Origin of the sequence: Erysipelothrix aquatica, assembly GCF_009828825.1 — a bacterium.
Taxonomy (GTDB): Bacteria; Bacillota_I; Bacilli_A; order Erysipelotrichales; family Erysipelotrichaceae; genus Erysipelothrix; species Erysipelothrix aquatica_A.
The window spans coordinates 457,412-482,522 of the sequence record NZ_WTTA01000001.1 but is presented as its reverse complement, the minus strand read 5'-3'; the positions used below and the strand labels follow the sequence as shown (position 1 = coordinate 482,522).

At 37.8% G+C, this 25,111-nt stretch carries 23 protein-coding genes and 1 other annotated feature; of the genes, 21 read left to right on the top strand and 2 right to left on the bottom strand.

What is annotated here, in order from left to right:
- Positions 1-5: 5 nt before the first annotated feature.
- On the bottom strand, positions 6-197 hold the full coding sequence (gene rpmB, locus GVV22_RS02370; protein ID WP_159638724.1) for a 50S ribosomal protein L28: 192 nt from the start codon (positions 195-197) through the stop codon (positions 6-8).
- A gap of 193 nt (positions 198-390) precedes the next feature.
- Here rpmB and GVV22_RS02365 point away from each other — a divergent pair, with 193 nt between their 5' ends.
- From GVV22_RS02365 to GVV22_RS02355, 3 genes are read left to right on the top strand one after another with little or no spacing between them, the layout of a single operon-like run.
- Positions 391-1,626 carry a cell division protein FtsA gene (locus GVV22_RS02365; protein ID WP_159648578.1) on the top strand — a complete coding sequence of 412 codons (1,236 nt, stop codon included), beginning with the start codon at positions 391-393 and terminating at the stop codon, positions 1,624-1,626.
- Positions 1,627-1,644: 18 nt separating this feature from the next.
- Positions 1,645-2,706 (top strand): cell division protein FtsZ, encoded by a 1,062-nt coding sequence (gene ftsZ, locus GVV22_RS02360; RefSeq protein WP_159648577.1) that lies wholly within the window; start codon positions 1,645-1,647, stop codon positions 2,704-2,706.
- 35 nt (positions 2,707-2,741) lie between these two features.
- Positions 2,742-3,023, top strand: coding sequence for a hypothetical protein (locus GVV22_RS02355; protein WP_159648576.1), 282 nt, complete (start codon positions 2,742-2,744; stop codon positions 3,021-3,023).
- Between the two features lie 38 nt (positions 3,024-3,061).
- Here GVV22_RS02355 and GVV22_RS02350 read toward each other — a convergent pair whose 3' ends face one another.
- The gene (locus GVV22_RS02350) at positions 3,062-4,081 is read right to left on the bottom strand and encodes an NADPH dehydrogenase (RefSeq protein WP_159648575.1); all 1,020 of its coding nucleotides are present in this window, start codon (positions 4,079-4,081) and stop codon (positions 3,062-3,064) included.
- Positions 4,082-4,332: 251 nt separating this feature from the next.
- Positions 4,333-4,568 (top strand) — a binding site (T-box leader).
- Between the two features lie 43 nt (positions 4,569-4,611).
- Here GVV22_RS02350 and GVV22_RS02345 point away from each other — a divergent pair.
- The 18 genes from GVV22_RS02345 to GVV22_RS02260 all read left to right on the top strand — a co-directional run bounded on the left by GVV22_RS02345 (position 4,612) and on the right by GVV22_RS02260 (position 25,098).
- Positions 4,612-5,409, top strand: a complete 798-nt coding sequence (locus GVV22_RS02345; protein ID WP_159648574.1) for a MetQ/NlpA family ABC transporter substrate-binding protein — start codon at positions 4,612-4,614, stop codon at positions 5,407-5,409.
- A gap of 48 nt (positions 5,410-5,457) precedes the next feature.
- Positions 5,458-6,144 carry a RadC family protein gene (gene radC, locus GVV22_RS02340; protein WP_159648573.1) on the top strand — a complete coding sequence of 229 codons (687 nt, stop codon included), beginning with the start codon at positions 5,458-5,460 and terminating at the stop codon, positions 6,142-6,144.
- A 67-nt stretch (positions 6,145-6,211) separates the two neighbouring features.
- Positions 6,212-7,051, top strand: coding sequence for a rod shape-determining protein MreC (gene mreC / locus GVV22_RS02335; protein WP_159648572.1), 840 nt, complete (start codon positions 6,212-6,214; stop codon positions 7,049-7,051).
- Positions 7,048-7,578 carry a hypothetical protein gene (locus tag GVV22_RS02330; protein ID WP_159646012.1) on the top strand — a complete coding sequence of 177 codons (531 nt, stop codon included), beginning with the start codon at positions 7,048-7,050 and terminating at the stop codon, positions 7,576-7,578. Before mreC ends, GVV22_RS02330 begins: the two co-directional genes overlap by 4 nt.
- Positions 7,579-7,588: 10 nt before the next feature.
- Entirely contained in the window at positions 7,589-8,689 is a 1,101-nt protein-coding gene (locus GVV22_RS02325) for an AI-2E family transporter (RefSeq protein WP_159648571.1), read from the top strand.
- 18 nt (positions 8,690-8,707) lie between these two features.
- Positions 8,708-9,673 (top strand): metal ABC transporter substrate-binding protein, encoded by a 966-nt coding sequence (locus GVV22_RS02320; RefSeq protein WP_159648570.1) that lies wholly within the window; start codon positions 8,708-8,710, stop codon positions 9,671-9,673.
- Positions 9,674-9,708: 35 nt separating this feature from the next.
- Positions 9,709-12,222, top strand: coding sequence for a DNA polymerase I (gene polA, locus GVV22_RS02315; protein WP_159648569.1), 2,514 nt, complete (start codon positions 9,709-9,711; stop codon positions 12,220-12,222).
- A gap of 3 nt (positions 12,223-12,225) precedes the next feature.
- Entirely contained in the window at positions 12,226-13,047 is an 822-nt protein-coding gene (gene mutM, locus GVV22_RS02310; protein WP_159648568.1) for a bifunctional DNA-formamidopyrimidine glycosylase/DNA-(apurinic or apyrimidinic site) lyase, read from the top strand.
- On the top strand, positions 13,044-13,622 hold the full coding sequence (coaE, locus tag GVV22_RS02305; protein WP_159648567.1) for a dephospho-CoA kinase: 579 nt from the start codon (positions 13,044-13,046) through the stop codon (positions 13,620-13,622). The genes mutM and coaE overlap by 4 nt, the downstream gene beginning before the upstream one ends.
- The gene (locus GVV22_RS02300) at positions 13,622-14,779 is read left to right on the top strand and encodes a DnaD domain protein (protein ID WP_159648566.1); all 1,158 of its coding nucleotides are present in this window, start codon (positions 13,622-13,624) and stop codon (positions 14,777-14,779) included. Before coaE ends, GVV22_RS02300 begins: the two co-directional genes overlap by 1 nt.
- A complete protein-coding gene (locus tag GVV22_RS02295) occupies positions 14,776-15,702 on the top strand; it encodes an ATP-binding protein (RefSeq protein ID WP_159641444.1) in 927 nt (308 codons plus the stop codon). The genes GVV22_RS02300 and GVV22_RS02295 overlap by 4 nt, the downstream gene beginning before the upstream one ends.
- Before the next feature lie 56 nt (positions 15,703-15,758).
- Positions 15,759-16,718, top strand: coding sequence for a 6-phosphofructokinase (pfkA, locus tag GVV22_RS02290; RefSeq protein ID WP_159636714.1), 960 nt, complete (start codon positions 15,759-15,761; stop codon positions 16,716-16,718).
- 19 nt (positions 16,719-16,737) lie between these two features.
- Positions 16,738-18,165: a pyruvate kinase gene (gene pyk / locus GVV22_RS02285; RefSeq protein WP_159648565.1), complete on the top strand. Its 1,428-nt coding sequence runs from the start codon at positions 16,738-16,740 to the stop codon at positions 18,163-18,165.
- Positions 18,166-18,176: 11 nt separating this feature from the next.
- Complete coding sequence (locus GVV22_RS02280; RefSeq protein ID WP_159648564.1) at positions 18,177-19,091, top strand: ROK family protein; 915 nt, start codon at positions 18,177-18,179, stop codon at positions 19,089-19,091.
- Positions 19,088-20,314 (top strand): aminopeptidase, encoded by a 1,227-nt coding sequence (locus GVV22_RS02275; protein WP_159648563.1) that lies wholly within the window; start codon positions 19,088-19,090, stop codon positions 20,312-20,314. The genes GVV22_RS02280 and GVV22_RS02275 overlap by 4 nt, the downstream gene beginning before the upstream one ends.
- Before the next feature lie 40 nt (positions 20,315-20,354).
- Complete coding sequence (locus GVV22_RS02270) at positions 20,355-21,581, top strand: aminopeptidase (RefSeq protein ID WP_159648562.1); 1,227 nt, start codon at positions 20,355-20,357, stop codon at positions 21,579-21,581.
- A 282-nt stretch (positions 21,582-21,863) separates the two neighbouring features.
- Positions 21,864-23,621 carry a threonine--tRNA ligase gene (gene thrS, locus GVV22_RS02265; protein ID WP_159648561.1) on the top strand — a complete coding sequence of 586 codons (1,758 nt, stop codon included), beginning with the start codon at positions 21,864-21,866 and terminating at the stop codon, positions 23,619-23,621.
- 364 nt (positions 23,622-23,985) lie between these two features.
- Positions 23,986-25,098, top strand: coding sequence for a BMP family lipoprotein (locus GVV22_RS02260; RefSeq protein ID WP_159636633.1), 1,113 nt, complete (start codon positions 23,986-23,988; stop codon positions 25,096-25,098).
- Positions 25,099-25,111 lie beyond the last annotated feature (13 nt).

Here is a 25,111-nt window from a genome sequence, read left to right as displayed (position 1 = left end):
TTTTATTATCGAGCTTGTTGTGCTTTGATAGTTTTTAATGCACGGGCGGAAATACGGACCTTAGTTGGCTTTCCATCGACCATAATTGTCGCTTTCTGAAGATTAACATTCCATTTACGACGTGTTGCACGAAGTGAATGTGAGCGTTTGTTTCCAGACATGGTTTTCTTTCCAGTTACTGAACATACTCTAGGCATACCGTAACCCCCTTTCTTGTCTATTCTTTAACGCTTAGTAACTATACCATACGCGATATGTTTAATCAAGTAGGTTTCCTAAAAAAAATAGACAAAATATGAATGTGAAATTTCTGTTGAAGTCAAGCCCTAATGCCTTTAATCTTAGCTTTGATTATGATATTATTATACTAAGCATGAAGGAGGTTCGCAAATGGAAAAACAAATCATTGCAGCATTAGAAATTGCGGATCACGAAGTACGCTTATTAGTTGGACAATTTTTCAATGGTAGATTAAATATTTTAAAAGTAGAACGTGTTCCCCATCTGGGTATCTCAGGATATACGATTATGAGTGAAACACATGTTGTAGATTCAATAAAAAAAGCTGTTGAGAATGCATCTCGCAACTTGGGGGTAGTTGTAAAGCGCATTTTATTGGTTGTACCTGGAGTACATACCAAGCGCATAAACCGTCAGTTAAGAGTCCCAATTACAGGACGTATCTCGGAGTCGGATGTCCGGCGCGCATATAATGAATTAGCAAAAGCACAATATCCAGAAGGATATATCTTAACAAACATATTAATGAGTAAATTTTTTGTTAATGGAAGCTCAACACGCAAGCTCCCATTAAACGAAAAAAGCGATGCACTTACAATAGAAGCAGAGTGTTACTATGGGAAACAATCAGTAATATTCCCTTACGTAAGTGTTGTAGAGAAGTCGGGATTGAAAATCTTAGATATCATTTCTGACGATATTGGATTTGGTAAAGAAGCATCTTTATTCGAAGCGTCGATCGATAAGCCTATAATTGCGATAACGCTCCATGAAAAAATGACACGATTATCCTTGTTTCACAAGGGAGTTCTGTTATCCAGTGACTACCTTGAAACAGGATTTGAGAAATTTTTAAAACAAATAGAAACAACATTAAAAGTACCCAATGATGTGGTACACCGATTGATGTATTACAATGTAGATTTAGATTTAGAGAACCCAAGCAATGACCCAATCTTCATGTGGTCAACGAAATCAACAACACATGTGTTGACACAAGAAGAACTAATGGCAATTGTTGCGGATGATATCAAAATGTTTTTAAAAGACTTAGTAATGCGATGTGAACCGATATTTGAATTAGGATCACCAAAATTTGTCGTAACCGGTGAGGCTAGCGTCATAGCAGGACTTGAGACTGTGATTGCGAATGAAAGTAATTCTGAAGTATCAACGTATCGATCGACAACGTTTGGAGCGAAGGAGCCGGGCTTAACAACTGTGCTTGGTTCGTTCTACTACTATAAAGATCAACATGTTTATCGTGAAATGACGATGGCAAGTGTTGATGAAACTGACTTTATGAATACGGTATTGAATATTGAAACAGATATAAAAGATGATTCGATTACTCAAAAACTTAAAAACATGTTCTTTGAACGGTAAATTGGAGGAGTGAACAAAATGAGTACAAATTTTCAACATAGTGTAGCAAGAATTAAAGTTATTGGCGTCGGTGGGGCCGGAAATAATGCCGTTAACCGAATGGTTGATGAAGGCATGAAGGGTGTAGAGTTTTATGTAGCCAATACTGATCTACAAGTGCTTAATGTTTCACCAGTCGTCAATCGTATTGAATTAGGTCGTGAAGTAACCAAAGGGCTTGGAGCTGGTGCTAACCCAGAAATGGGACGCAAAGCTGCAGTCGAAAGTGAAAATGAAATCCGTGCTGCGGTTAAAGATGCAGATATGGTCTTTGTTACTGCTGGTCTTGGCGGTGGAACGGGGACAGGTGCGTCGCCTCTTGTTGCCAAGATTGCTCAAGAAGAAGGGGCATTGGTCGTAGGGATTGTTACAAAACCATTTACTTTCGAAGGCCGTCGCCGTCGCGAACAAGCGTCTTCAGGACTCGATGAACTAAAACAATATGTAGACTCTCTAATTATTGTAAGTAACAATCAACTACTTGAAGTAATTGGTCGTATTCCATTCCAAGAAGCATTTAAAGAAGCGGATAATGTATTACGTCAAGGTGTCCAAACAATTACAGACTTAATTGCTGTTCCTGCAATGATTAACTTGGACTTTGCTGATGTCCGTTCTGTTATGCAAGGCCAAGGGAGCGCATTAATCGGAATTGGTATGGCTCAAGGTGAGAATAAATCAATCGAAGCTGCACAAAAAGCAATTACGTCACCATTACTAGAAGCGCAAATTGATGGAGCACGTAACGCGATTGTAAACGTTACTGGTGGAGATTCAATTTCGATTCAAGATGCGAGTGAAGCTGTTGAATACATTCGTGAAGCTGCTGGAAATGATATCGACATTATTTTTGGGGTTGCCATTAATGAAAACATTGGTGATGCAATTATTGTAACTGTGATTGCCACAGGTTTTGATGATTCAGTTCGTGATGTTCAAGAAACAGTCGCTCAAGTAGAACGTTCAGGGGCACAATCATCGCAAAATGAACGTACAGAAACAACTAATAACGATATTCCAGAATTTTTTAGAACACGTTAGTACGGTGTGCAATTTGCGCACTATGAGGAGTTTATATGAAAAAAGTATTTGTAATTTTTCGTAACGAAGCATCATACAATCCGAAAATCATCAACAAAATAGATGAGTACTTGCGTATGATGGATGTTGAAGCGACAATTGAAGCGACAACGCCAGAATTGTTTGAACAAGTAACAGAACAGGAATCTGTAGCAGTCTCATTGGTTACATATGATGATGCAAATGAAAATATTGAAGTCATTGATGGTACATCATTAAGAACTGGTGTCGGTGCAGAACCTGTGCTCTTCGAACTTGCGAATAAGCTTAAAGCATAAAAAAGGTTGTGATGAATTATACATCGCAACCTTTTCTTCTATTTAAAAGCACGCTTATATTGTTGAGTAATGAGATCGTTTTTACGTCGAGCATGGGCTGCGTGGAGCACCCAGTTAGCATTCGAGAGAAGCGGTCGCGCTAGTCCGATGTAGTCAGCTTGTTCTGATTCAATGACATAGGCAGCTAGATCGGGATTCCCTAACATGCCACATGCAATAATATTGTTTTTGGGGAAAGCTTGCTTAATTTTGTGTGCAAACGGAACTTGATATCCTGGATATATTTTAGTTGGTGGGTTGATTGTAATTCCGCCAGATGAAACATTAATGAAGTCATATGAAGCCGCAACAGGTCCGAGCATGCGAATTGTATCGTCCACAGTCTGTCCATTGGGTTCATAATCAGTTGCACTAACACGTAATGACAATATCTTATGTTTTGGCCAAACTTGCGTAACGGCATCCGTTAATTCTTGTAAGAACACGGATCCATCTTTGTACTTGTCAGTCCTATGATTTGAAGCGGGGCTCATAAATTCAGAAATCAGATATCCATGTGCACCATGAATTTCAATGGCATCAAACCCAGCCTTATCGGCACGAGCAGCAGCATCTTGGAAATCTTTGATGATACGTTTAATCTCGTCGGTTGTGAGGGCTACGGGTGTGCGTGAATTATCAGAATAAGCTATTGCGCTAGGTCCATAGATGGTGTCAATTCCATCACTTGCAGTTGACTTACGGCCCGCATGATTCAATTGCACGCCGATAATTGAACCTTCCTCGTGGACAGCATCAACAATATTCTTGAATGGTGCAATTTGGGCGTCGTTGTATAATCCTAGGCAGTCGTCAGTGATGCGTCCTTCTGGTGCCACACCTGTTGATTCGATAATGATCATCCCAACTTGGCCGATTGCGCGCGAGACATAATGCGAAAAATGGAAGTATGTGGGGATGCCATCATGCTTGAATGCTGAATACATGCACATAGGTTCCATAACGAGGCGATTTTTCAACTCGTAGTTTTTAATCATAGTTTTATCAAAAAGGTTCATAGTTATCACTCCTAAAGAAATTATAACACTGTTTACCGAAAATAATATTGAGATGCAATGGTATGGAGTAGAATAATTTGTGTATGGTGGGCAGAAAAGCTTCCTGAACGTTGAGTTAACGCAAAAATAGCAATCCTTAACAAAATAGATGTCTAAGGGGAGTACTTGCATCATGTTCATTAAAAATAGTCCATGACAAACAAGATTTGTTAAATATTTGTTGACATATCTGAAAATGTAACTCATAATATGTAAAAGCGATGAAAAGGAAAGTAGTTTAATGAAAACTTTCAGAGAGTCTGTGTAGGGTGAGAGCAGATAGTGGTAGTTAAATGAAAATGGCCTTGGAGCAGTTTTACTGAGATGGTATATTTAGGTAAGACCGGGTTCGCCCGTTAACGCGACAGAGTATGATAGTACTCGATAAGGATTATCTTGCGAAAGGTAGTTAAATTAAGGTGGTAACATGAGCGCGCTCATCCTTAGGGATGGGCGTTTTTTATATGTAGAAACAATAAGGAGGAGAACATATGAAGAAATTACTCGTTTTATTAGCAGCATTATTGGTATTAGCTGGTTGTGGTGCTTCAAAAGGCGGAGATGATAAAACTATCGTAATTGGTGGAACACCGTTTCCACATGGAGATATTTTAGAGCAACTTCGCGAGCCACTCAAAGAGCAAGGCTTTGAGTTAACGGTTAAAAAATTTGATGACTATAAAATTCCTAACACTGAAGTTGAATCAGGTGGTTTGGACGCAAACTACTTCCAACACATTCCTTACCTAAAAAACTTTAATAAGGATAATGGAACTCATTTAGTGGACGTATTAAAAGTTCATTATGAACCAATTGGAATCTATGCAGGGAAGAAGTCTTCTTTAGCTGATGTTGCTAAAGGTGATACTGTACTTGTGCCAGATGATGCAACAAATTTACCAAGAGCGCTGAAGGTTCTTGAAGAAATTGGTTGGATTGAGTTGGGTGATAACCGTGATACCGCAACCGTTAAAGATATCGTTAAATTCAACCAAGAAATCACCATTAAAGAAGTTCAAAGTGATGGAATTGCACCCCTCATAAATGATGCAGAGTATGTTGTATTAAATGGAAACTACGCAATCACTGCGAAAGTAGTTGATCGTGTACTTCAAACGGAAACGATATCGCCAGAAACAATTGCAGACATTGTTAATGTCGTTGCAGTTAAAGAAGGAAATGAAGACAGTCCAAAGACTAAAGCCATTATTAAAGCATTTGAAGATCAACGTGTAAAAGATTACATTGATGCTCAATTTGCTCCAGCGGTTACGAGTGTCTTGAAATAATTTAAGAATTAAACAGAAGGATGCATATTTATTGATGGAGATGATGACATGAAAATTCATAATATGCATCCTTCCTTGCGTCCACGAGAACGTGCTGAGCAATTAGGGATTGAAATATTATCCGATCGTGAATTGCTAGCGATCGTATTACGTTCTGGAACCAAGGACCAATCCGTGCTTGAGATAGCGGATCTAATTTTTGAACGATGTGGTAACATTACGGGATTGCCAAAAATGACATTACATGAACTAATTAAAATTAATGGGATTAAAAAAGTGAAGGCAATCGAAGTGTTGGCAATCATCGAGATTGCCAAACGAATGGTTGAGCCACGTTGTGGTCAAATTGTCGAAATTCATGATACTGCATCAATTATTAAATGGTTGTACATAAAAATAGGATTTGCGAAGCAAGAGCAGTTTCTAGTAATATACCTAAATCAAAATCTCTGTATTTTAAATCATAAAGTTTTGTTTGTGGGAACTGTAGATCGAAGTCTTATTCATCCTCGAGATATCATTCGTGAAGCGAGTATCGTCGGAGCGATGAAAGTGATATTTGTTCATAATCATCCAAGTGGGACGATGTCAGCAAGTCGTAGTGACATCGAAGCGACGACTGTGTTGATAAGGGCGTGTCGCCTTGTTGGTGTGGAAGTTTATGACCATTTAATTGTCTCGCAATCAAACTACATTTCACTTAGATTTCAATTACCGGAATTGTTTATAGAATAGTGTGTGAAGAATCACGCTTTTATTTGTAAAGCCAGCCATTCTTAAGTATAATAAAATAGGTGATTCAATGAAAAGAAAAAGTACTTTCAATAGCGTGATGAAGACGCTCATACTAATCATAGTCGTAGCAATTATGGGAACAGGAATGATAAAGGGATCAAAATTTTATCAAAATGTAGATCGTAATTTCTTCAGCTTCTTTTCTATGATGAAATATGGATTAATTGACTATCCAATTGAAACAGCAAGTGGCTTTATGACGGATGTAGCGACAATGTGGGACGTAAGATATGAAAATGACTTATTACGCCATGAATTGGAAAATGCGGCACATTGGCAGACACGCGTGAAAGCTCTTGAAGAAGAAATTAGTCAGCTAAAAGCACAAAATGAATTAAAGAGTGTTTATACAGAATTAGTTCAAATTAATGGAACCGTGAAGTATCATTCCAGTGAGAGTTGGGATAGCACAATTACAATAGACATTGGCGCCGCAGATGGTGTTAGTGTTGGTGATGGTGTTATTGCTCCGCAAGGAGTTATCGGTCGTGTTAAACACGTGAATGAAAATCAATCCGAAGTATCAATTTTAACTGCAAATGATGATAATTCAAAAGTGTCTGTCCGTATCGAAACGGCACCGGGTGAATATGTTCAGGGAATTTTAGATTCTTATAATCATGAAACCAATCTGTTCTCAATTAATTTGCTAGAGACGAATTCGTCAATATCGCCGGATATGGTTGTATCGACCGCAGGAATTGGTGGTGTCTATCCAGCGGGGTTACTTATTGGAAATGTGCATTCACAACGAAATATTGCGGATGGAATTGGTGTTGTCGTTTATGTGAAATCGAATGTTGACTTTGATGATCTTCGATTTATATCGGTGGTTAAACGACCATGAGAACAATTCGACTAATGCATTTTGTCTATATTGTTATACTCTTGTTTTTGGATGGAGTTCTAAATGCGCTCGGGCGTCAATTTCTGATTCCACAATTTACATTTGTAAGTAATATGGCATTTATGGGTTTAATCATGTTGAGCCAAAATGATAGTAGAGAAGAGTCCATCATCAAAGCGATGATACTGGGCATTTGGTTGGAATTCAACTATATGGACAGCTTTCCAATCTTCTTTGTATCCTTTGCACTTACAATGTTGATCGTACGATTATTCGATCGACATATCGGTTACTCTGTATCAGAATTTATTCTCTTAATTATCGTAAGTTTATTTATCAAAGAAATAATAACTTACATCATGGCTTGGTATAGCAAGGGGTATAACCAAGAGTTTATGGCTTTTCTAGCTTATCGAAGCTTCTGGGTATTACTTGGAAATTTAATGTTGATTCCAATTGTCAGATTTGGTTACAGTAAAATGCACCAGTATATCCTAAAAAAAGCACAAAATCTCTATATGAGATAAAGGGGGACTTATGAACACACAAGAAAAAGTTAAGTCGTTTATAAATAAGAACTTAACACTCAATCGACTGTTAATTGTTATTATGTCATTAGTTACATTATATTTGCTAATGCTCACGGAAGGATTCTGGATTTACGCATTTGGAAAACTTCAATCAATCTTGATGCCATTCATCATTGGATTTGGAATTGCTTATATTTTACATCCAATTACGAAGTATTTTGAAAAGTTTGGAATCAAGCGACAAATTATTGTGCCACTAACACTCATCGTTTTCGTAGCACTCGTTGTCTTATTGATTTCATCAATACTACCAAAGCTCATTACTGATATGATGACTATTATCAATTCAAGTGTTGACGGTATTCAACAATTGCTGAAGTACTATACGGATTTCCAACAAGGAAAACCAGAGCCATGGGTTACAAATCTTGTGAATGAAGGTATTAAAATCTTGGAGGGCATTATTAAAAGTGTGCCAACAATTCCAACATTTGCGTCACAATTTGTTGGTCAACTCATTAATTTTTTAACCACTGCGCTTTTCTCATTAGTTATTGGTCTTTATCTCATTTTCGATTATGAAGATGTAACTCGAAAAGTATTGAATTGTGCTTATAAAGTTTCTCCAAAAGTTGCGAATTCACTCATTGTCGTGAACCGCGCTGTGTTACAATATCTACAAACACTTATTGTCATTATGACAATTACGTTTGTTGAATATACTATTCTCTACTCGCTGGTTGGGCATAACTATGCATTAGTACTAGGTGTTATGGCTGCATTCGCATTGCTAATACCATACATTGGTCCAATCACTGTCCAAGTCCTTGCTGTTTTAACTTCACTAATGCTGCCAGTACCGCGCATTATTGCATTAGCAATTGGCTTGTTTATCCTTTCAAACTTAGACAACTATGTCATCTCACCATTTGTATATTCAAAACGAGATAAAATTGATCCGGTGTCTTCTCTCTTTGTGTTCTTTGCATCGAGTGTCATGTTTGGATTTATCGGTATTTTACTGTCAATGCCAATTTACTTCTCATTGCGTGCAATATATGCTTTGAAGAAAAATAATTGGGAATTAGAATCAAAAGTAGAACTGTAATTTGAAAGAGGGGTATTTATGAAAAGATTAATTAAAAGTACATTGGTTGTAGTAATGTTTACACTAATGTTGACGGGCTGCGTTCCAAAAAATAAGAATGTAGTAGTTACAAGTTATCCTTTAGAATACCTCGTAACAACATTGGCAGGAGACCGCGTTAATGTCGAACGACTTGATGTTGGATCAACGCCACAAACTGCTCAAATTAGAGATGATTATAAAGAAGTTCTCGAAAAAGCCGATACGATGTTTTATATCAATGAAATTCAGCCTTACTGGGAAATTTATCGTGATGATATCATTTCTAACAATAAAATTGAAGTTATAGATATGGCAGAACGTTCATCTCTTTACAACTTTGCTCGCTTTACAAAAGTAACAGCTGCGAATTCGACACACGTAGTTGAATCACCGTATTATGATACTCCAAACTTTGAGCGGGTAGATGTTTATGATAAAGATCCGTTCATTTGGATGGATCCGCTAGCGATGACTTCGATGGCTCGAACCATTAAAGATTGGCTAGTTGCGACATATCCTGATGATGCTGCAAAATTTGAAGAGAGATTTTCTAAACTAGAAATTGAATTAACGAGTTTGCAAGCCGATTTCCAGCAAATCAAAACGCCAGCAGTTCCCATTAAAATTGTCACGATGACACCGACATTTGGAAACTGGCAAAAGAGTTTTGGGGTCGAAGTATATCCGGTAACCATTTCTAAGTTTGGTGCTCTTCCAACGGAAGCAATGCTCAACGATATTCGTACATCTATTCAAACAAATAATGTAAAACATATCGCTTTTGAAGAAGGTATGACGGAAGAACAAACAGCACTATACAATCAGTTAAAAACAGAACTATCGTTAACTGAGATACAATTAAGCAATGTTTATTCATTATCTGAAAAGGATGTTGCGGAACAGTATGATTACATTCGAATAATGTATCAAAACTTGGAAACCCTTAAATCGATAAGTCGATAAACCTAAGGGTTTCCTTTCTTTAAATGGAGGAAATTATGGAAAAATTACTATTAATAGATGGAAACTCGATGTTGTTTCGAGCATATTATGGAACATTATCACGAGGGCATATGATGTCTTCAACAGGTGTTGTAACCAATGCCGTTTATGGTTTTTCAACAATGCTTACGAAAGCGATTGAACTTACAGAACCGGACTATATCCTTGTAGCTTTTGATACTAAGGATAAAACATTTAGACATGAGATGTTTGGTGAATATAAAGGGACCCGAAAAGAAGTTGATAATGAGTTGGTTTCCCAATTCGCACTTGTTCGAGAATTCATTGATGCATACCCAATTCCTCGATTAGAAATCAGCGGTTATGAAGCGGATGATATTATTGGAACCTTGTCAAAGCAATATAACGATGTAAAGGTGGAAATATTATCTAGTGATCGTGACTTACTACAGTTAATTGATACAAACGTTGAAGTTCTTCTGATGAAAAAGGGAATTACCGATATTAAAACGATGAACCTACAAAATCTTGAAGCGGAAATGAACATTACGCCATCACAAATCGTGGATGTTAAAGCACTTCAAGGTGATACAAGTGACAATATTCCAGGAGTTCCTTCAGTTGGTGAAAAAACAGCACTTAAATTAATTCAACAGTATGGGTCATTTGAGAACTTGTATGCTCATAAAGATGAAATTAAGGGAAAAATGGGTGAGAATGTTCGTAATTATGAAGCGCAAGCGCGTTTGTCCTACGAACTCGCTAAAATTGATGTCGAAGTGCCAAATTCCATAACCTTGGATACGCTTCGTTATGCTCTTCCTGACAATACTTTGAATGCATTTTATCGAAAATATGACATGAATTCCTTGATAACAGAAGATGTTGAAATCACTGATGCAGTTAAAGAAGACTTTAAAATGGCTGATCTCGAAGAATCGTGGTTGGCAGACGATGTGACATTGATGTTAGATTTTGACAAGAAAGATGTACTTCAAGGAATTACCATATACAACGCTAATGCTGTGACTTTTGCATATCTGACACTTCCAGAAATGATTCTAGACAGTATATTCCACGGGTTACTTGGTCGTGAGAAACAATTGTTTGCAGTTTCTTCTAAAGCGCTTTATCGTTTCGCACTAGAGCATGATATCGCGATTCAGCCGGGCATCGAAGATATTCTCTTACTCGCATTTATAATTAATCCGTCTGTGACGACATTTGAAAAGTTAAAAGACGAATACAATGCGTGGTATTTAAACTATGAAGGCCTAGAGCAAAACTTTGCGACAATTAAAAGAATGCACACATTGTATTCAGAGTTGAAAGAAAAGGCTATGAAAGATGAACTCATTGCTATTTATGATGACATCGAACTACCACTAGTTATGGTGCTTGCGGAATGTGAATTCTTAGGAATTAATGTAGATCGTAGCATACTTGATGATGTTGCCGAAAAAACAAAGTCAAAGATAGATAGTTTGACTCAATTAATCTATGACGAAGCTGGAGAAGAGTTTAACATTAATTCTCCGAAACAACTTTCAGAAGTGCTGTTTGATCATCTTCAGCTTCCTAGTGGTAAAAAGCGTTCTACGGCAGTATCCGTTTTAGAATCACTTGAGGGTGTGCACCCAATTATCGAACCGATATTGGAATACCGCAAGTACGCTAAGCTCTATAGTACTTATGCGGTCGGCCTCACAAAATTTATTGGCGAAGATAATCGTATCCATACATCATTTAATCAACATGCAACACAAACGGGACGCTTGTCATCAAGTGATCCCAATCTACAAAATATTTCGGTTCGTGATGAAGAGACACGTGCAATCCGCGGAGCGTTCATTGCGAGTCCAGGCCATAAGCTTGTAAGTATTGACTATTCTCAAATTGAGTTACGAGTCTTATCTTACTTAGCACATGAAGAAAAAATGATGGATGCATTTAAGCATGATGTTGATATTCACACGGCCACCGCAAATGAAATATTTGGTGTTTCTTCAGCTGATGGTGCCATGCGTCGCCAAGCGAAATCTGTAAACTTCGGTATCGTGTATGGTATCTCAGGGTTTGGTTTGTCAAAACAGCTTGATATTTCAATTGCAGAGGCAAGTGCATTTATCGATAAGTACAACGAAGCTTATCCAAATATTCAAAAATATATGGATTCGGTCATTGCTAAATGTGAAGTAGATGGTTTTGTTACAACGTATTTTGGTAGACGACGCTATATTCCGGAAATTTTCGATAAGAATCGTGCAGTTAAAGAATTTGGTAAACGAGCAGCAATGAATGCACCAATCCAAGGAACAGCAGCAGATATAATAAAAATTGCAATGGTTAAAGCACATCGTGCATTGAAAGAAGCGAATTTAAAATCAGTCATGATTCTTCAAGTTCATGATGAGCTTGTTTTTGATGTATTGGATGAAGAAGTGGATCAAGTGATTTCACTGATGACATCAGTAATGGAGAGTGTCGTTGATTGGCCAATTCCTTTAAAAGTCTCAGTTGATATCGGATCAAATTGGTTAGGAGAGTAACGAATGCCAGAATTGCCAGAGGTAGAGACGATTGTTAAAACAATGGGTGTCTCGCTACTAAATGAACAGATTAAAGCAATCAACCTTCGATACCAACCATTATTGGAAATTGGTTCAGAGTATCCAATTGATGTGCTCGTAGGTGAATCGTTTGTTGATTTCAAACGTCGTGGGAAATATGTTTGGTTTGAGCTTTCCAATGGATATAATTGGATTATTCATTTGAGAATGGAAGGCAAATTTCATCTTTATGACTCGCAACAACGCCCCAACACACACACGCATCTTACATTTAATACAACAAACCATTTTGTTCATTACTTGGATACAAGAAAGTTTTCGAGAATGGTGGTAACAAAGCATCCGGAGCAATTCTTTGAGAGTAAGCGATTAGGGTATGAACCATGGGACGAGAAACTTACTTCAGAATACCTAAAGAAGAAATACAGTACAATCGGACGCCCAATCAAACTAGTACTACTTGATCAAGCCATTTTTGTGGGCGTTGGAAATATATATGCGGATGAAATACTTCATGATATTCGGGTTCATCCATTAACTCCGGCGAAGATGATTTCGACGATCAAATTGTCACAGCTTATTCTGTCTGCGCGCCGCATCTTAGAAAATGCGATTCAAGCAGGCGGAACCACAATTCGATCCTATACATCTGGACTCAATGTCCATGGCCGATTTCAAATTCAACTTGCGGCCTATGGACAAGGCGGTAAGCCATGTCCTCGATGTGGGACAACGATGGATCGAATTGTTATAGGTGGAAGATCAAGTGTATTTTGTCCAAAATGTCAGAAGGTGAAACGATGAAAATTGCGATTACAGGAACAATCGGTGGTGGTAAATCTCAGGCAAGTGAGTATCTACGTGCCCTTGGATTTGAAGTCTATGATACCGATAAAATGGTCCATGATTATTATGAAAAGAACGGACGCCTTTATGACGCTCTAATAACAATGTTTGGTCATGATATTCTTACGACAACTGGCGACATTGATCGCAGTAAAATAGCGGCGATTGTGTTTAATGATTATGAAAAACTTGATGCGTTGGAAAATTTAGTCTTCCCACAAATTCAACAAGATGTAAATCGGGTAAATGCACAGAATCAAATTATATTCTTTGAAGTGCCGCTCTTGTTTGAATCACATTCTGAAAAATCTTTTGATAAAGTAATGATGATAACTGCACCATATTCGACACGAATTCAAAGACTAGCTCAACGGGGGCTTGATGAGGCTGAAGTGAATCGACGATCGAAACGTCATCTTGATGAGACTTCCAAAATTGAAAGATCGAATTTTGTAATCAATAACGACGGTTCGTTAGCTGAATTACACGACTGTATTGATTCAGTCATTTATAAATTGAAAGGAGAACAATAGTGGCGAAAGTAGTTATTCATGTAAACAAAAAATATGATCTTGCACCCGACCAATTGCATAGTCTAATAGTGTACTATCAACCACTTTTCTCGTATCCCGCAGCATCGCTCTTTTTAACGCTTTACGAATTTTCTACATTAGATTCTAGTGTTGAAATTAGAGAATTATTGCGAATTCTTCAAATTGATGTACGCGAGTTCGAGGCAAATCGGAAAGAACTCGAACGTTTTGGATTAGTACGTACATTTGAACTTGATAAGTCACTTTCCTTGGAGTTGCTAGAACCGCTTCGTCCCGTAGATTTTATTGAACACAGTACATTTGGTCGTCTGTATGCTATTGTGATGGGTCGCGAAAAATATATTGAAGCATGTGAGCTTGTGCAGGTACCGATAATCCCGGATACTGCTGAAGAAATTACTGCATCGTTTGATGTTGCAAGACTGTCCACATGGGACGAACAATCTGAATCAGTATTCATTACAAGGCCGGTTGCAGAGACATCACGGAAAAGACGTTTTGACGCAAGTTCTTTCTTTAAGACCTTAAATCCAAGGATCTTTCCAATGCAGCTTAGAACCCGAGAAGTTATTGATGTTGTTGAAGAGTTTGGAAGTAACTATAAAATAAGCTATGCTGACATGAAGTCTAAGCTCCTAGCAGCAACTAATTTTGAAACAATGATTTTTGATAAACGGAAGTTTCAGGTTCTTGTTGATCGAGACCATGGAATTCAAAATGTTAATACTGTTTCAAATGCTTATGAACTTGATCCCATCAGTTTTATTGCGTATAAACAAGAAAATGATTATGTTGTGGATGCAGATAAAAATCTGATTAAGTCCCTCCAGAGTAACTTTAAGTTCAATGATGAAGTAGTCAACATATTAATAGAATATATCCTAGACAATAATAATAAAAACTTGAACAAAAATTATGTAGAAAAAATTGCTGCAACGTGGAAACGTAAAGGAATTGAAACGGCTAAGCAAGCTCAAGATGAAGTATCTAGACCAATAACTAAAGTCCAAAGTCAACCTAAGGCTCGTGTAGAAATTCAGTCGCCTAATTATACAGAAGCAATTGAAGTAACCCAAGAGTCGGATGATGAAAACACGAGAATTATCGAAGCATATCTAAAAGGAGGACAATCATGAGTTTTAGAAATATGTCATTTGAACTAACACCTGATCAGATTAAAGCACGTGATGAGTTGGGTAAGAAATTACTTGAGTTACCTGAAATTCAATTATTTATTGAAAAGTATGACTGTCCTGAACAGGTTATCGTCGAGAATGCATCGAAATTCAAACGATGGGTTCAATCAAAGCGTAAAGCACACTCATATGCAAAACATGAAGTTGTCGCTAATCCGGAGTTAGCTAGCTTTGTAGATTTAGCTTACGATAAGCATACAGGAATCATTGATGAATTCGTGACAGAACTTCCGATTCTAGATGAAATTGAAAATGAATATTCATATTTGAATAAATATCAAGTGATGCCGTTACCCTTAAATCTACGTGAAGCACACTTCGATAAGATTGACTATCAAAATGAAAGTGCTCATTTTAAATCAGTAATGGGTACGTTGGTAAAATTTGTCGAAGACAATTCGCTAGGTTACTTTATCTTTGGAGATTTAGGAATTGGAAAAAGCTATATAAGTGCGGCTGTAACGAATGAATTTGCTAAGAAGAACCATTCAGTAGCATTTGTTCATGTACCATCATTACTCAGCCTGCTAAAGCAAAATTTTAATAACTCATACGAGTTAGATCGAATTTTACGTAAACTTAGGTCTGTTAAAGTACTTGTACTTGATGATCTAGGTGCAGAACCGATTACGTCGTGGAGTCGTGATGAAATATTACTGTCTATTCTCAATGATAGACTTGAGAATAAACGAAAGACAATTATCACAAGCAACTACCGCCCAGAACTTTTAGTAGGGCTCTATAAACTGGATACCAGAGGGGTTTCAGATGAAATCAGAGCACGAAGACTCGTGGATAGAATCCATGCGCTAACAAGCCCATTAGAAATGACGGGTAAAAACCGTCGAATTGCACAAAAATAGATATTTAAAGGCGAAAAAATTGGCAAAAAGTGGTATGATTACTCAAGAGGTGGATTATGAAAAAAATTGGCATTTTGACATCTGGTGGTGATGCGCCAGGAATGAACGCTGCAATTCGAGCAGTTGTGCGTTCTGGAATAAGTGCAGGCCTTGAAGTTTATGGTGTATTTAATGGCTATGAAGGATTAGTCAATGACAACATTCGTAAATTAGATCGTGGCGACGTGAGTGATATTATCATTCAAGGTGGAACGATCTTAGGTAGCGCCCGATTAGAAGAATTCAAGCTCGTTGAGGTTCGTGAAAAGGCAGTCGCAAATCTCGCAAAACATGGTATTGAAGGACTAGTAGTCATTGGTGGTGATGGAAGTTATCGCGGGGCACTTGCTCTAACAGAAATGGGAATTAACTGTATTGGTATTCCTGGGACAATCGATAATGACATCGATTCAACAGATTACACAATTGGTTTTGATACAGCATTAAACACTGTTATCGAAAACGTTGATAAATTACGTGATACATCAAGTTCACATCACCGTTGTTCAGTAGTTGAGGTAATGGGTAACCGTTGTGGTGACCTTGCAATTTATGCAGGAATTACAACGGGTGCGGAAGTTATTGTTACAAAAGAAACCGGCTATGATGAAGCTGAAGTTCTCGAACGACTCAATTACTTTGAACAAGTGAAAGGAAAGCGTCATGCAATCCTTATCATCAGTGAGAAAATTACCGATGTACACTTATTAGCGCAAAAAATATCACAACATACTGGATTCTCCGGACGTGCAACAATTTTAGGTCATATTCAACGTGGTGGTTCACCTACTGCGCGTGACCGTATTCTTGCTACACAGTTTGGGGATAAAGCAGTGCAGGCATTAATGTCGGGCGAAGGAGGCCGTTGTGTTGGAATCGTAAGCGAAAAAGTAATGACAATCGATATTACAGAAGCGCTACGTACACCTAAGAAATCCAGAAAACCTTTATTTGAGTTACACGATCGATTGGTATAAGAAAGAGAGACATTATTTAATGCAAGAAATGAAAAAAACAAAAGTTATTTGTACGATTGGACCAGCTTCAGAGTCACCAGAAATGCTCGAGGCATTGGCAAAAGAGGGAATGAATATTGTTCGTTTCAACTTCTCACATGACGTCCAAGAAAACCACTTACGACGTATGAACGTTGTTCGTGAAGTTAGCGACCGAATTGGTATCAACTTGGCAATCCTACTTGATACAAAAGGACCTGAAATTCGTTGTGGCGACATGACTGATGGTGCAATCGCTTTTGAGACAGGTGATGTTGTTCGCGTTGGATTTGATGCAGATTTCATGGGAACTAAAGAACGATTCACACTTTTAGTACCTGAAGTACATGCTGACGTTCAAATCGGAAACTACCTGCTTATCGACGATGGAAAAATGAAGTTAACAGTTATCGATAAAGATGACAAAGACCTAATTTGCCGTGTTGAAAACCCAGGATTCATCAAAACACGTAAAGGTGTGAATATTCCTAACGTAGTACTAAGTATGCCATTTATGTCAGAAAAAGACCGTAGTGATATTACTTTTGGTGCTAACAACGGAATTGACTTTGTTGCAGCATCATTCGTTCGTCGTGTTCAAGATGTTCAAGACATTCGTGATGTTTTAGAAGCAGCAGGACGTCCTGATGTTCAAATCATCGTAAAAATCGAAAACCAAGAAGGTTTCGATAACTTAGAAAGCATTTTAGAACTTGCTGATGGTGTCATGGTTGCCCGCGGAGACTTAGGTGTTGAAGTAAGTACACACTTAGTTCCAATTTACCAAAAACGCATGATCGCATTAGCTAACCGTATGGGTAAACCAGTTGTTACTGCAACTCATATGTTAGAATCAATGCAACAAAATCCACGTCCTACACGTGCTGAAGCAAGTGATGTTGCGAATGCAGTTCTTGATGGAACTGATGCAATCATGCTCTCAGGAGAATCAGCTGTTGGAGCATATCCTATCGAAGCAGTTCGTGTTATGCGTGAAATTGCATTAGCAATGGAAGAAATTATTCCTTACCGTGAACGCTTGTCACATGCAATTAGTACTTCAAAACGTACAATGCAAGATTCAATTGGTATGTCAGTTGCTGAAACAGCATTAAACATGAATGATGTAGAAGCAATTGTTGCCTTTACACAATCAGGTTCAACAGCACGTCGTATTTCAAAATACCGTCCAAATGTTCCTGTGATTGCAGTTACATTTGATAAAGCAGTTCAACGTAGCCTTCAATCATCATGGGGTGTCATTCCAGTTTACTCAGACGTCCGTAATGATATGACAAATGATGATGAAATTGCATCAACATTTGCGAAAACATTTGGTATTGAGCCTGGTAAAAAAGTTATCATTGCTGCTGGATATCCAACAGGAACAGGTAACACTAACTTAATGAAAATTATTGAAGTTAAATAGTAGGTAAAATTATGAAACAGTATATTGGTGTTGATTTAGGTGGTACGAATGTTCGTGTTGCAATTGTTACCGAACTTGGTGACATTGTTGAAGAAATCAAGCGTCCGTCTTTAGCTTCTCAAGGACCAGAAACTGTTCTAAACAATATCGTTGACATGATCAACAGTTTAGAAAACTGTGATCAATGTGCTGGAATTGGAATCGGAATTCCTGGACCAGTAGATACAGAAAAAGGGTCGGTAACTCTATCGACAAATCTTGCTGGATTTACTGGTTTTCCAGTAGTTGATTACTTAAAAAAACATTTTGATTTACCCATTTACATGGATAATGATGCAAATGTTGCTGGTTTAGCTGAAGCTTTAGTTGGTTCAGGAAAAGGCAAGAAAATAGTTTACTATGTTACGCATTCAACAGGAATCGGTGGTGCGCTCGTAGTTGACGGAAGACTTGTATCCGGAATTCACGGATATGCTGGTGAAATTGGAAATATTGTAATTGACAGACATCGCAAACGACGCGATGACGTAAACACATTGAATGCTGGTGCAGTTGAAAATGAAGCGAGTGGATCTGCAATGGTCCGCAAAGCTCAAGAATTAATTGACCCAGAAATAACATCTGCTTCTCAAATATTTAAATTGTACGAATCAAAGGATCCTAAGGCAGTTCAACTTGTCGAAGACATGTCTTACGACGTAGGAATGCTTTTATCAATCATTTCACACGTTACAGATCCTCACATCTTTGTCCTAGGTGGAGGCGTCACATTCTCTCGCCATTTATATTGGGACAAGATGATTGAAGCGTATAAATCATTGGTTCATCCTACAATGCGTAATCGTGAATTTGTGCTTGCGTCATTAGAAGAACCAGGAGTTATTGGAGCGGCGATGTTATGTTACTCACAGGAGAAAAATGTATGACATTAATTGAAAAATATGCACAATTAGCCGTTAGAGTAGGTGTTAACGTTCAACCAGGACAAACTCTACTTATTAACGTAAAAGCAGAGCACTATGAATTTGCAAGACTTCTCGTAAAAGAAGCTTATGCAGTTGGTGCTAAAAAAGTTGTCGTTAAGTTTAGCGACGACATTATTGGAAAAGAACACGCATTACATCAAGATTTGGAAACATATACACGTGTGCCTCAATGGATTGTTGACGAGAATGATGATTACTTAACACAAGACTTATGTCGCTTGTCAGTTTATGCTCCATCACCAGGCTTATTTGCAGATGTAGATGGCGACAAACTCGCTGCTGCAGCAAAAGCTCAAGGTGAAGCTTTAAAAGCAATGCGTGAGTATACGATGGCAAACCGTGGGCAATGGTCATTAATTTCTTTACCAACAAACGAATGGGCACATGTAGTGTTCCCAGAATTACCAGTGGAAGCTGCTTATGAAAAATTACTTGAAGCAATTCTTTATGCATCTCGCGTCACTGAAGATAAAGATCCAGTTGTTGCATGGGCTGAACACAACGCTGTTTTAGCACATCAAAATACGGTTCTTAACGACTATAACTTTAAATCTTTACACTTTAAAAACAATAAGGGAACCGACATCACAGTGGGTCTTGTAAAAGATCATGTGTGGGCAGGTGGAGAAGAAACATCTGAAGGCGGACATAAATTCAATCCGAATATGCCAACAGAAGAATCCTTCACGATGCCAGACCGTCTTAATGTTAACGGACGCGTCTACAGTACAAAACCATTGAACTATAGCGGAAAACTTATCGATGAGTTTTGGTTAGAGTTTGTAGATGGTAAAGTTGTTGATTTTGATGCAAAACAAGAAAAAGAAACATTACGTCAACTTCTTGATACTGATGAGGGAAGCCGTCACATCGGTGAAATTGCCCTTATCTCACACAAATCACCAATTTCGGACCTAAATATTTTGTTCTACAATACATTATTTGATGAGAACGCTTCATGCCACATGGCTCTTGGACGTGCTTATCCTATGAACATCAAAAATGGTACATCAATGTCACAAGAGGAATTACTCGCTCATAACTCAAACGATTCAATTAACCATGAAGATTTCATGTTTGGAAGTGAAGATATGAGTGTCATTGGGGTAACACAAGATGGCACTGAAGTTGTTGTATTTGAAGCAGGAAACTTTGTAATCTAAGCGTGGGAAACCACGCTTTTAGTTAAAGAAAGAGGTACTTATGAAAAATATCGATAGAAAATATGCAAATTTGTTGGTTGAAACAGCACTTAATGTACAACCTAATCAAACGTTGATTATCAATGCGGGGCCAGAACACCATGAATTTGTTGCTCTTCTTACCGAAGAAGCATATAAATTAAAAGCAAAACAAGTTATCGTCAAGTTTACAAGCGAGCAGATTTCAAGACTTCACTATCTATATCAAAGTGAAGAAACGCTAACACATATCCCAGAATCATTGATTCTTGAACACGACGAGTACCTTAAAGAAGACCTCGTTAAACTAGCATTACGTAGTCCAAATCCTGGACTTATGAATGATGTCGATGCTTCGAAAGTTATGGCCGTATCTCAAGTTAGAGGGAAAGCATTACAAGCATTTGCAAACTACTCCATGAGTAATCAAGGACAATGGTTAGTTGCAGCTTACCCTACCTATAACTGGGCTAAGGCAGTATTTCCTGAATTAGAAGCGCAGGCGGCATATGATAAGCTTTACGAGTACATTCTATACGCTACTCGTGTAACAGAAGACAATGATCCAAAACAAGAATGGGAAAAACATAATGCCCAACTCCATAAGCAAAATAATGCACTAAACGCATATAATTTTGAGTCAGTTCATTTTAAAAATGGTTTGGGAACAGACATTACAATTGGTCTGGTCAAAGGACACATTTGGTCGGGTGGTAATAGTCCATCACAAAAAGGAGTTCCATTTAACGCTAATGTTCCAACTGAGGAATCATTTACGACTCCAGATCGTATGAATGTAAATGGAATCGTGTACAATACGTTGCCTCTAAACAATAACGGTCGACTCATCGACAAATTTTGGTTAAAATTCGAAGATGGTATCGTCGTTGATTTTGATGCCGAACAAGGCAAAGAGGCACTCGAAGGTCTTCTCAATACAGATGAAAATAGCCGACGTATTGGTGAAATTGCATTAGTGTCTTTCGATTCACCAATTTCAAATCTAAAAACATTGTTCTACAATACTCTGTTTGATGAAAATGCATCGTGCCATATTGCTCTTGGAAAAGGATATCCGCTAATAGAGAATGGTGGAAGCATGAGTCGTGACGAACTTCTCGAACGAGGCATTAATCAATCTCTCATTCACGTGGACTTTATGTTTGGTAGTGAGGATATGCATGCAGAAGGAACAACATTTGATGGAAATACCGTTACAATCATCAAAGAAGGAAATATTGTTCTGTAGTCTTTAGGCTTGTATTTTAAAAAGAGTCGAGTATAATAATACTATAAATCGATGATAAGGACATGAATGTAAAAGCGTTGAACCAGAGAGTGAAGTGGTCGCTGAAAACTTCTCGTAGACATTTGCATTTACAACCTTTGAGTGAATTTTCGAAAAAATTCCGTAGCTGGCGTTAACAGATAAAGTGCACTATTACAGTGAATGAAGGTGGTACCGCGTTAACACGTCCTTTTAGGGTTTGTTACCGTGGTACTTTTTTATTAGAAAGAGAAGGAAAGTACAATGATTAATATTAAAGAAAATCCAGAATTAAATGTTCTGAATCACTCATCCGCACACTTACTTGCGCATGCCGTGAAACGTCTTTATCCAGAAGCAAAATTTTGGGTAGGTCCAGTAATTGAAGATGGCTTTTACTACGACATGGATTTGGGAGATGTCAAATTAACAGAAGACGATTTACCGAAAATTGAGTCGATGATGCGTAAAATTGCTAAAGAAGACAAACGAATAACACGTATTGAGCTTTCAAAAGCAGAGGCAATGGAAGAGTTCAAAGATGATTCCTATAAACTTGATATCATTTCAAATTTAGATGAAAACGAAACAATTTCAGCATACCGTCAAGCAGAATTTATCGATCTTTGCCGTGGTCCTCATGTTGAGACAACGAAAAAAATGAAATATTTTAAACTTCTCAAGGTATCCGGTGCATACTGGAAAGGCGATGCAAATAATAAAATGTTGCAACGTGTTTATGGAATTACATTTGAAACACAAGAAGATCTCGACAATTACCTAAACTGGCTTGAAGAAGCAAAACTTAGAGACCATAAAAAACTTGGAAAAGAACTTGGCTTATTTATGATGAGTGAGTACGGTCCTGGGTTCCCATTCTGGTTACCAAATGGAATGAAATTACGACAAGCCCTGGATGCTTATTACCAACAAGCTCATACACGTCGTGGTTATGTCTTTACACAAACACCGACAATGTTAAACAAGGACCTATGGGAAGTTTCTGGACACTGGCAAAATTACCGGGAAAACATGTATACTTCGTCAATTGATGATCGTGATTTCGCAATCAAGCCAATGAATTGTCCAGGTGGTATGTTAGTTTATAAAAATGATTTACATTCATACCGTGATCTTCCGATTCGCCTTGCCGAGATGGGGACTGTGCATCGTCATGAAGCGAGTGGAGCACTCAATGGATTATTCCGTGTTCGTATGTTTACGCAAGATGATGCTCACTTATTTATGACGCCTGCGCAATTACAAGACGAAATTATTGAAATCTTAGACTTTATTGAAGAAATCTATTCTGTCTTTGGATTAACATATTCCATTGAACTCTCAACACGTCCAGAAGATAAATATATTGGATCTATCGAAGATTGGGATCGTTCTGAGAAGATTCTTGAAGAAGCATGTATTGCAGCTGGTAAAGAATTCAAAATCAATCCTGGTGATGGGGCATTCTATGGACCCAAACTAGACTTTAAGGTTCGAGACTCGTTAAACCGTATTTGGCAATGTGGAACAGTTCAGTTGGATACAAATCTACCAGAACGCTTTGATCTAACATATGTTGCGGAAGATGGTTCGAAACAACGACCAATCATGCTTCACCGTGCTATATTTGGTTCAATCGAGCGTTTCATTGGAATTCTTATTGAACACTTTGCTGGAGCATTTCCATTATGGTTAGCACCAAAACAAGTCGAAATTATTCCTGTTAATACAGAATTCCACATGGAATATGCAAATGAAGTCAAAGAAATCTTAGAAGCACAAGGTATTCGTGTTTCGGTTGATGGACGAAACGAAAAACTTGGCTATCGCTTGCGTGAAGCTCAAATGCATAAAATTCCAATGCAAGTAATTATTGGTGATAAAGAAATAGAGGAACGCTCGGTCAATGTTCGCCGTTTTGGTGAACGTGCTCAGAATCCATTCAGTCTTGAAGACTTTGTTACTCTTGTTAACGAAGAAGTAAAATCAAAATACATTCATACAATTAACAAGGAAGCGTAAAAGAATCCCTGCTTAGGCAGGGATTCTTTTTATTTGAATAATATGTGAAATTATTTTCGTTGCCACACATACCTAATAAACATAGAAACAATACGTTTGAAAGGTAAGAAGTGTAATTTAAGAATTGTAGAAAAAAACCTTTAAATAGTACATATTTCCGATTTCTGAACTTCATATAAATATCACATGAAATAAAATGAAAATAACTCTAATAACATTTAATTATACTATGTTCTAAATCATATTACCACAACAATCAATGATAGCGATTTCAATGCACTCTAGAGTGCGTTTGTTTGACTTGATTTTAGGCATAATATTGCTTATTATTGTCTTACAAGGAGAACTTGTACGGAGGATAACAATGAAGAAATTCTGGACTATAGCATTAGTCGCATTAATGGTATTTGGACTGACAGCTTGTGCTTCGCCTGAAAAGGAGCAAGAAACAGGCAAAGAAGGTACCGGTGGTGAAATTGCTTTAATCACAGACGTTGGAACGATCGATGACGGATCATTCAACCAAGGATCATGGGAAGGTGTCCAATCGTATGTTAAAGAACATAACGAAGCAAACAAGGACAAACAAATCTCAGCAACTTATTACCGACCATCAACAGCTAATGATGATGAGTACTACAATACAATTAGTAAAGCTATCAAAGATGGAAAAGCTAAAGTGATTGTAACACCTGGATTCCTATTTAATAATGCAGTATTTAGAGCACAGAAAGATTTCCCTGATGTAAACTTTATCTTCGTGGATAGCTTACCTCAAGAAAATGGTGACTCTGAGCCAGTTATTGGAAGCAATACAAACTCATTGCTATATGATGAACATGAGTCAGGATTCTTTGCAGGATATGCAGCAGTTAAAGATGGCATGACTAAACTTGGATTTATTGGTGGATACCGAGTACCAGCAGTTGAAAAATATGGTATTGGTTATCTATATGGAGCAGATGCAGCAGCTAAAGAGTTAGGCGTTGACGTTGAAGTCCGTTACAACTACGCAAATACATTTGAGCCAAAACCAGAAGTTCAAACACTTGCAGCTGGATGGTATGCAGCTGGTACTGAAGTAATCTTCGCATCAGCGGGTGGTGCAGGAAACTCAGTGTTTGCAGCCGCACAAGCAGCAAACAAGAAATCTATTGGTGTTGACAAAGATCAAAGCGCTGACAGTGAAACAATCATTACATCAGCAGTTAAGCAGTTACAAGGATCTGTTCACGCAGCATTGAAAAATCACTACGAAGGTAAATTCGAAGGTGGTAAGGCAACAACTTATGGAATCGCAAATGATTCAGTAGGTTTGCCAGACAAATTTGATCGTTTCGAGACATTTACAAAAGCAGATTATGATAAAATCTACGCAGATTTCAAAGCAGACAAAGATGGAATACGTTCATCAATTCCTACAACACATGCTAATGATTTCAGCGACTTGAAATTAGAAAAAGTTAAAATTGTCTAAACCAACTAGTAAT

Bases quoted from the DNA above. Each gene is read 5' to 3' on its own strand.
- GVV22_RS02280 (WP_159648564.1), top strand. From the start codon at position 18,177: ATGAAACAGTATATTGGTGTTGATTTAGGTGGTACGAATGTTCGTGTT.
- GVV22_RS02295 (WP_159641444.1), top strand. From the start codon at position 14,776: ATGAGTTTTAGAAATATGTCATTTGAACTAACACCTGATCAGATTAAA.
- thrS (WP_159648561.1), top strand. From the start codon at position 21,864: ATGATTAATATTAAAGAAAATCCAGAATTAAATGTTCTGAATCACTCA.
- GVV22_RS02260 (WP_159636633.1), top strand. From the start codon at position 23,986: ATGAAGAAATTCTGGACTATAGCATTAGTCGCATTAATGGTATTTGGA.
- GVV22_RS02320 (WP_159648570.1), top strand. From the start codon at position 8,708: ATGAAAAGATTAATTAAAAGTACATTGGTTGTAGTAATGTTTACACTA.
- GVV22_RS02345 (WP_159648574.1), top strand. From the start codon at position 4,612: ATGAAGAAATTACTCGTTTTATTAGCAGCATTATTGGTATTAGCTGGT.
- coaE (WP_159648567.1), top strand. From the start codon at position 13,044: ATGAAAATTGCGATTACAGGAACAATCGGTGGTGGTAAATCTCAGGCA.
- GVV22_RS02365 (WP_159648578.1), top strand. From the start codon at position 391: ATGGAAAAACAAATCATTGCAGCATTAGAAATTGCGGATCACGAAGTA.
- mutM (WP_159648568.1), top strand. From the start codon at position 12,226: ATGCCAGAATTGCCAGAGGTAGAGACGATTGTTAAAACAATGGGTGTC.
- GVV22_RS02355 (WP_159648576.1), top strand. From the start codon at position 2,742: ATGAAAAAAGTATTTGTAATTTTTCGTAACGAAGCATCATACAATCCG.
- pfkA (WP_159636714.1), top strand. From the start codon at position 15,759: ATGAAAAAAATTGGCATTTTGACATCTGGTGGTGATGCGCCAGGAATG.
- rpmB (WP_159638724.1), bottom strand. From the start codon at position 197: ATGCCTAGAGTATGTTCAGTAACTGGAAAGAAAACCATGTCTGGAAAC.
- GVV22_RS02330 (WP_159646012.1), top strand. From the start codon at position 7,048: ATGAGAACAATTCGACTAATGCATTTTGTCTATATTGTTATACTCTTG.
- GVV22_RS02325 (WP_159648571.1), top strand. From the start codon at position 7,589: ATGAACACACAAGAAAAAGTTAAGTCGTTTATAAATAAGAACTTAACA.
- GVV22_RS02275 (WP_159648563.1), top strand. From the start codon at position 19,088: ATGACATTAATTGAAAAATATGCACAATTAGCCGTTAGAGTAGGTGTT.
- pyk (WP_159648565.1), top strand. From the start codon at position 16,738: ATGCAAGAAATGAAAAAAACAAAAGTTATTTGTACGATTGGACCAGCT.
- GVV22_RS02270 (WP_159648562.1), top strand. From the start codon at position 20,355: ATGAAAAATATCGATAGAAAATATGCAAATTTGTTGGTTGAAACAGCA.
- mreC (WP_159648572.1), top strand. From the start codon at position 6,212: ATGAAAAGAAAAAGTACTTTCAATAGCGTGATGAAGACGCTCATACTA.
- ftsZ (WP_159648577.1), top strand. From the start codon at position 1,645: ATGAGTACAAATTTTCAACATAGTGTAGCAAGAATTAAAGTTATTGGC.
- radC (WP_159648573.1), top strand. From the start codon at position 5,458: ATGAAAATTCATAATATGCATCCTTCCTTGCGTCCACGAGAACGTGCT.
- GVV22_RS02350 (WP_159648575.1), bottom strand. From the start codon at position 4,081: ATGAACCTTTTTGATAAAACTATGATTAAAAACTACGAGTTGAAAAAT.
- polA (WP_159648569.1), top strand. From the start codon at position 9,709: ATGGAAAAATTACTATTAATAGATGGAAACTCGATGTTGTTTCGAGCA.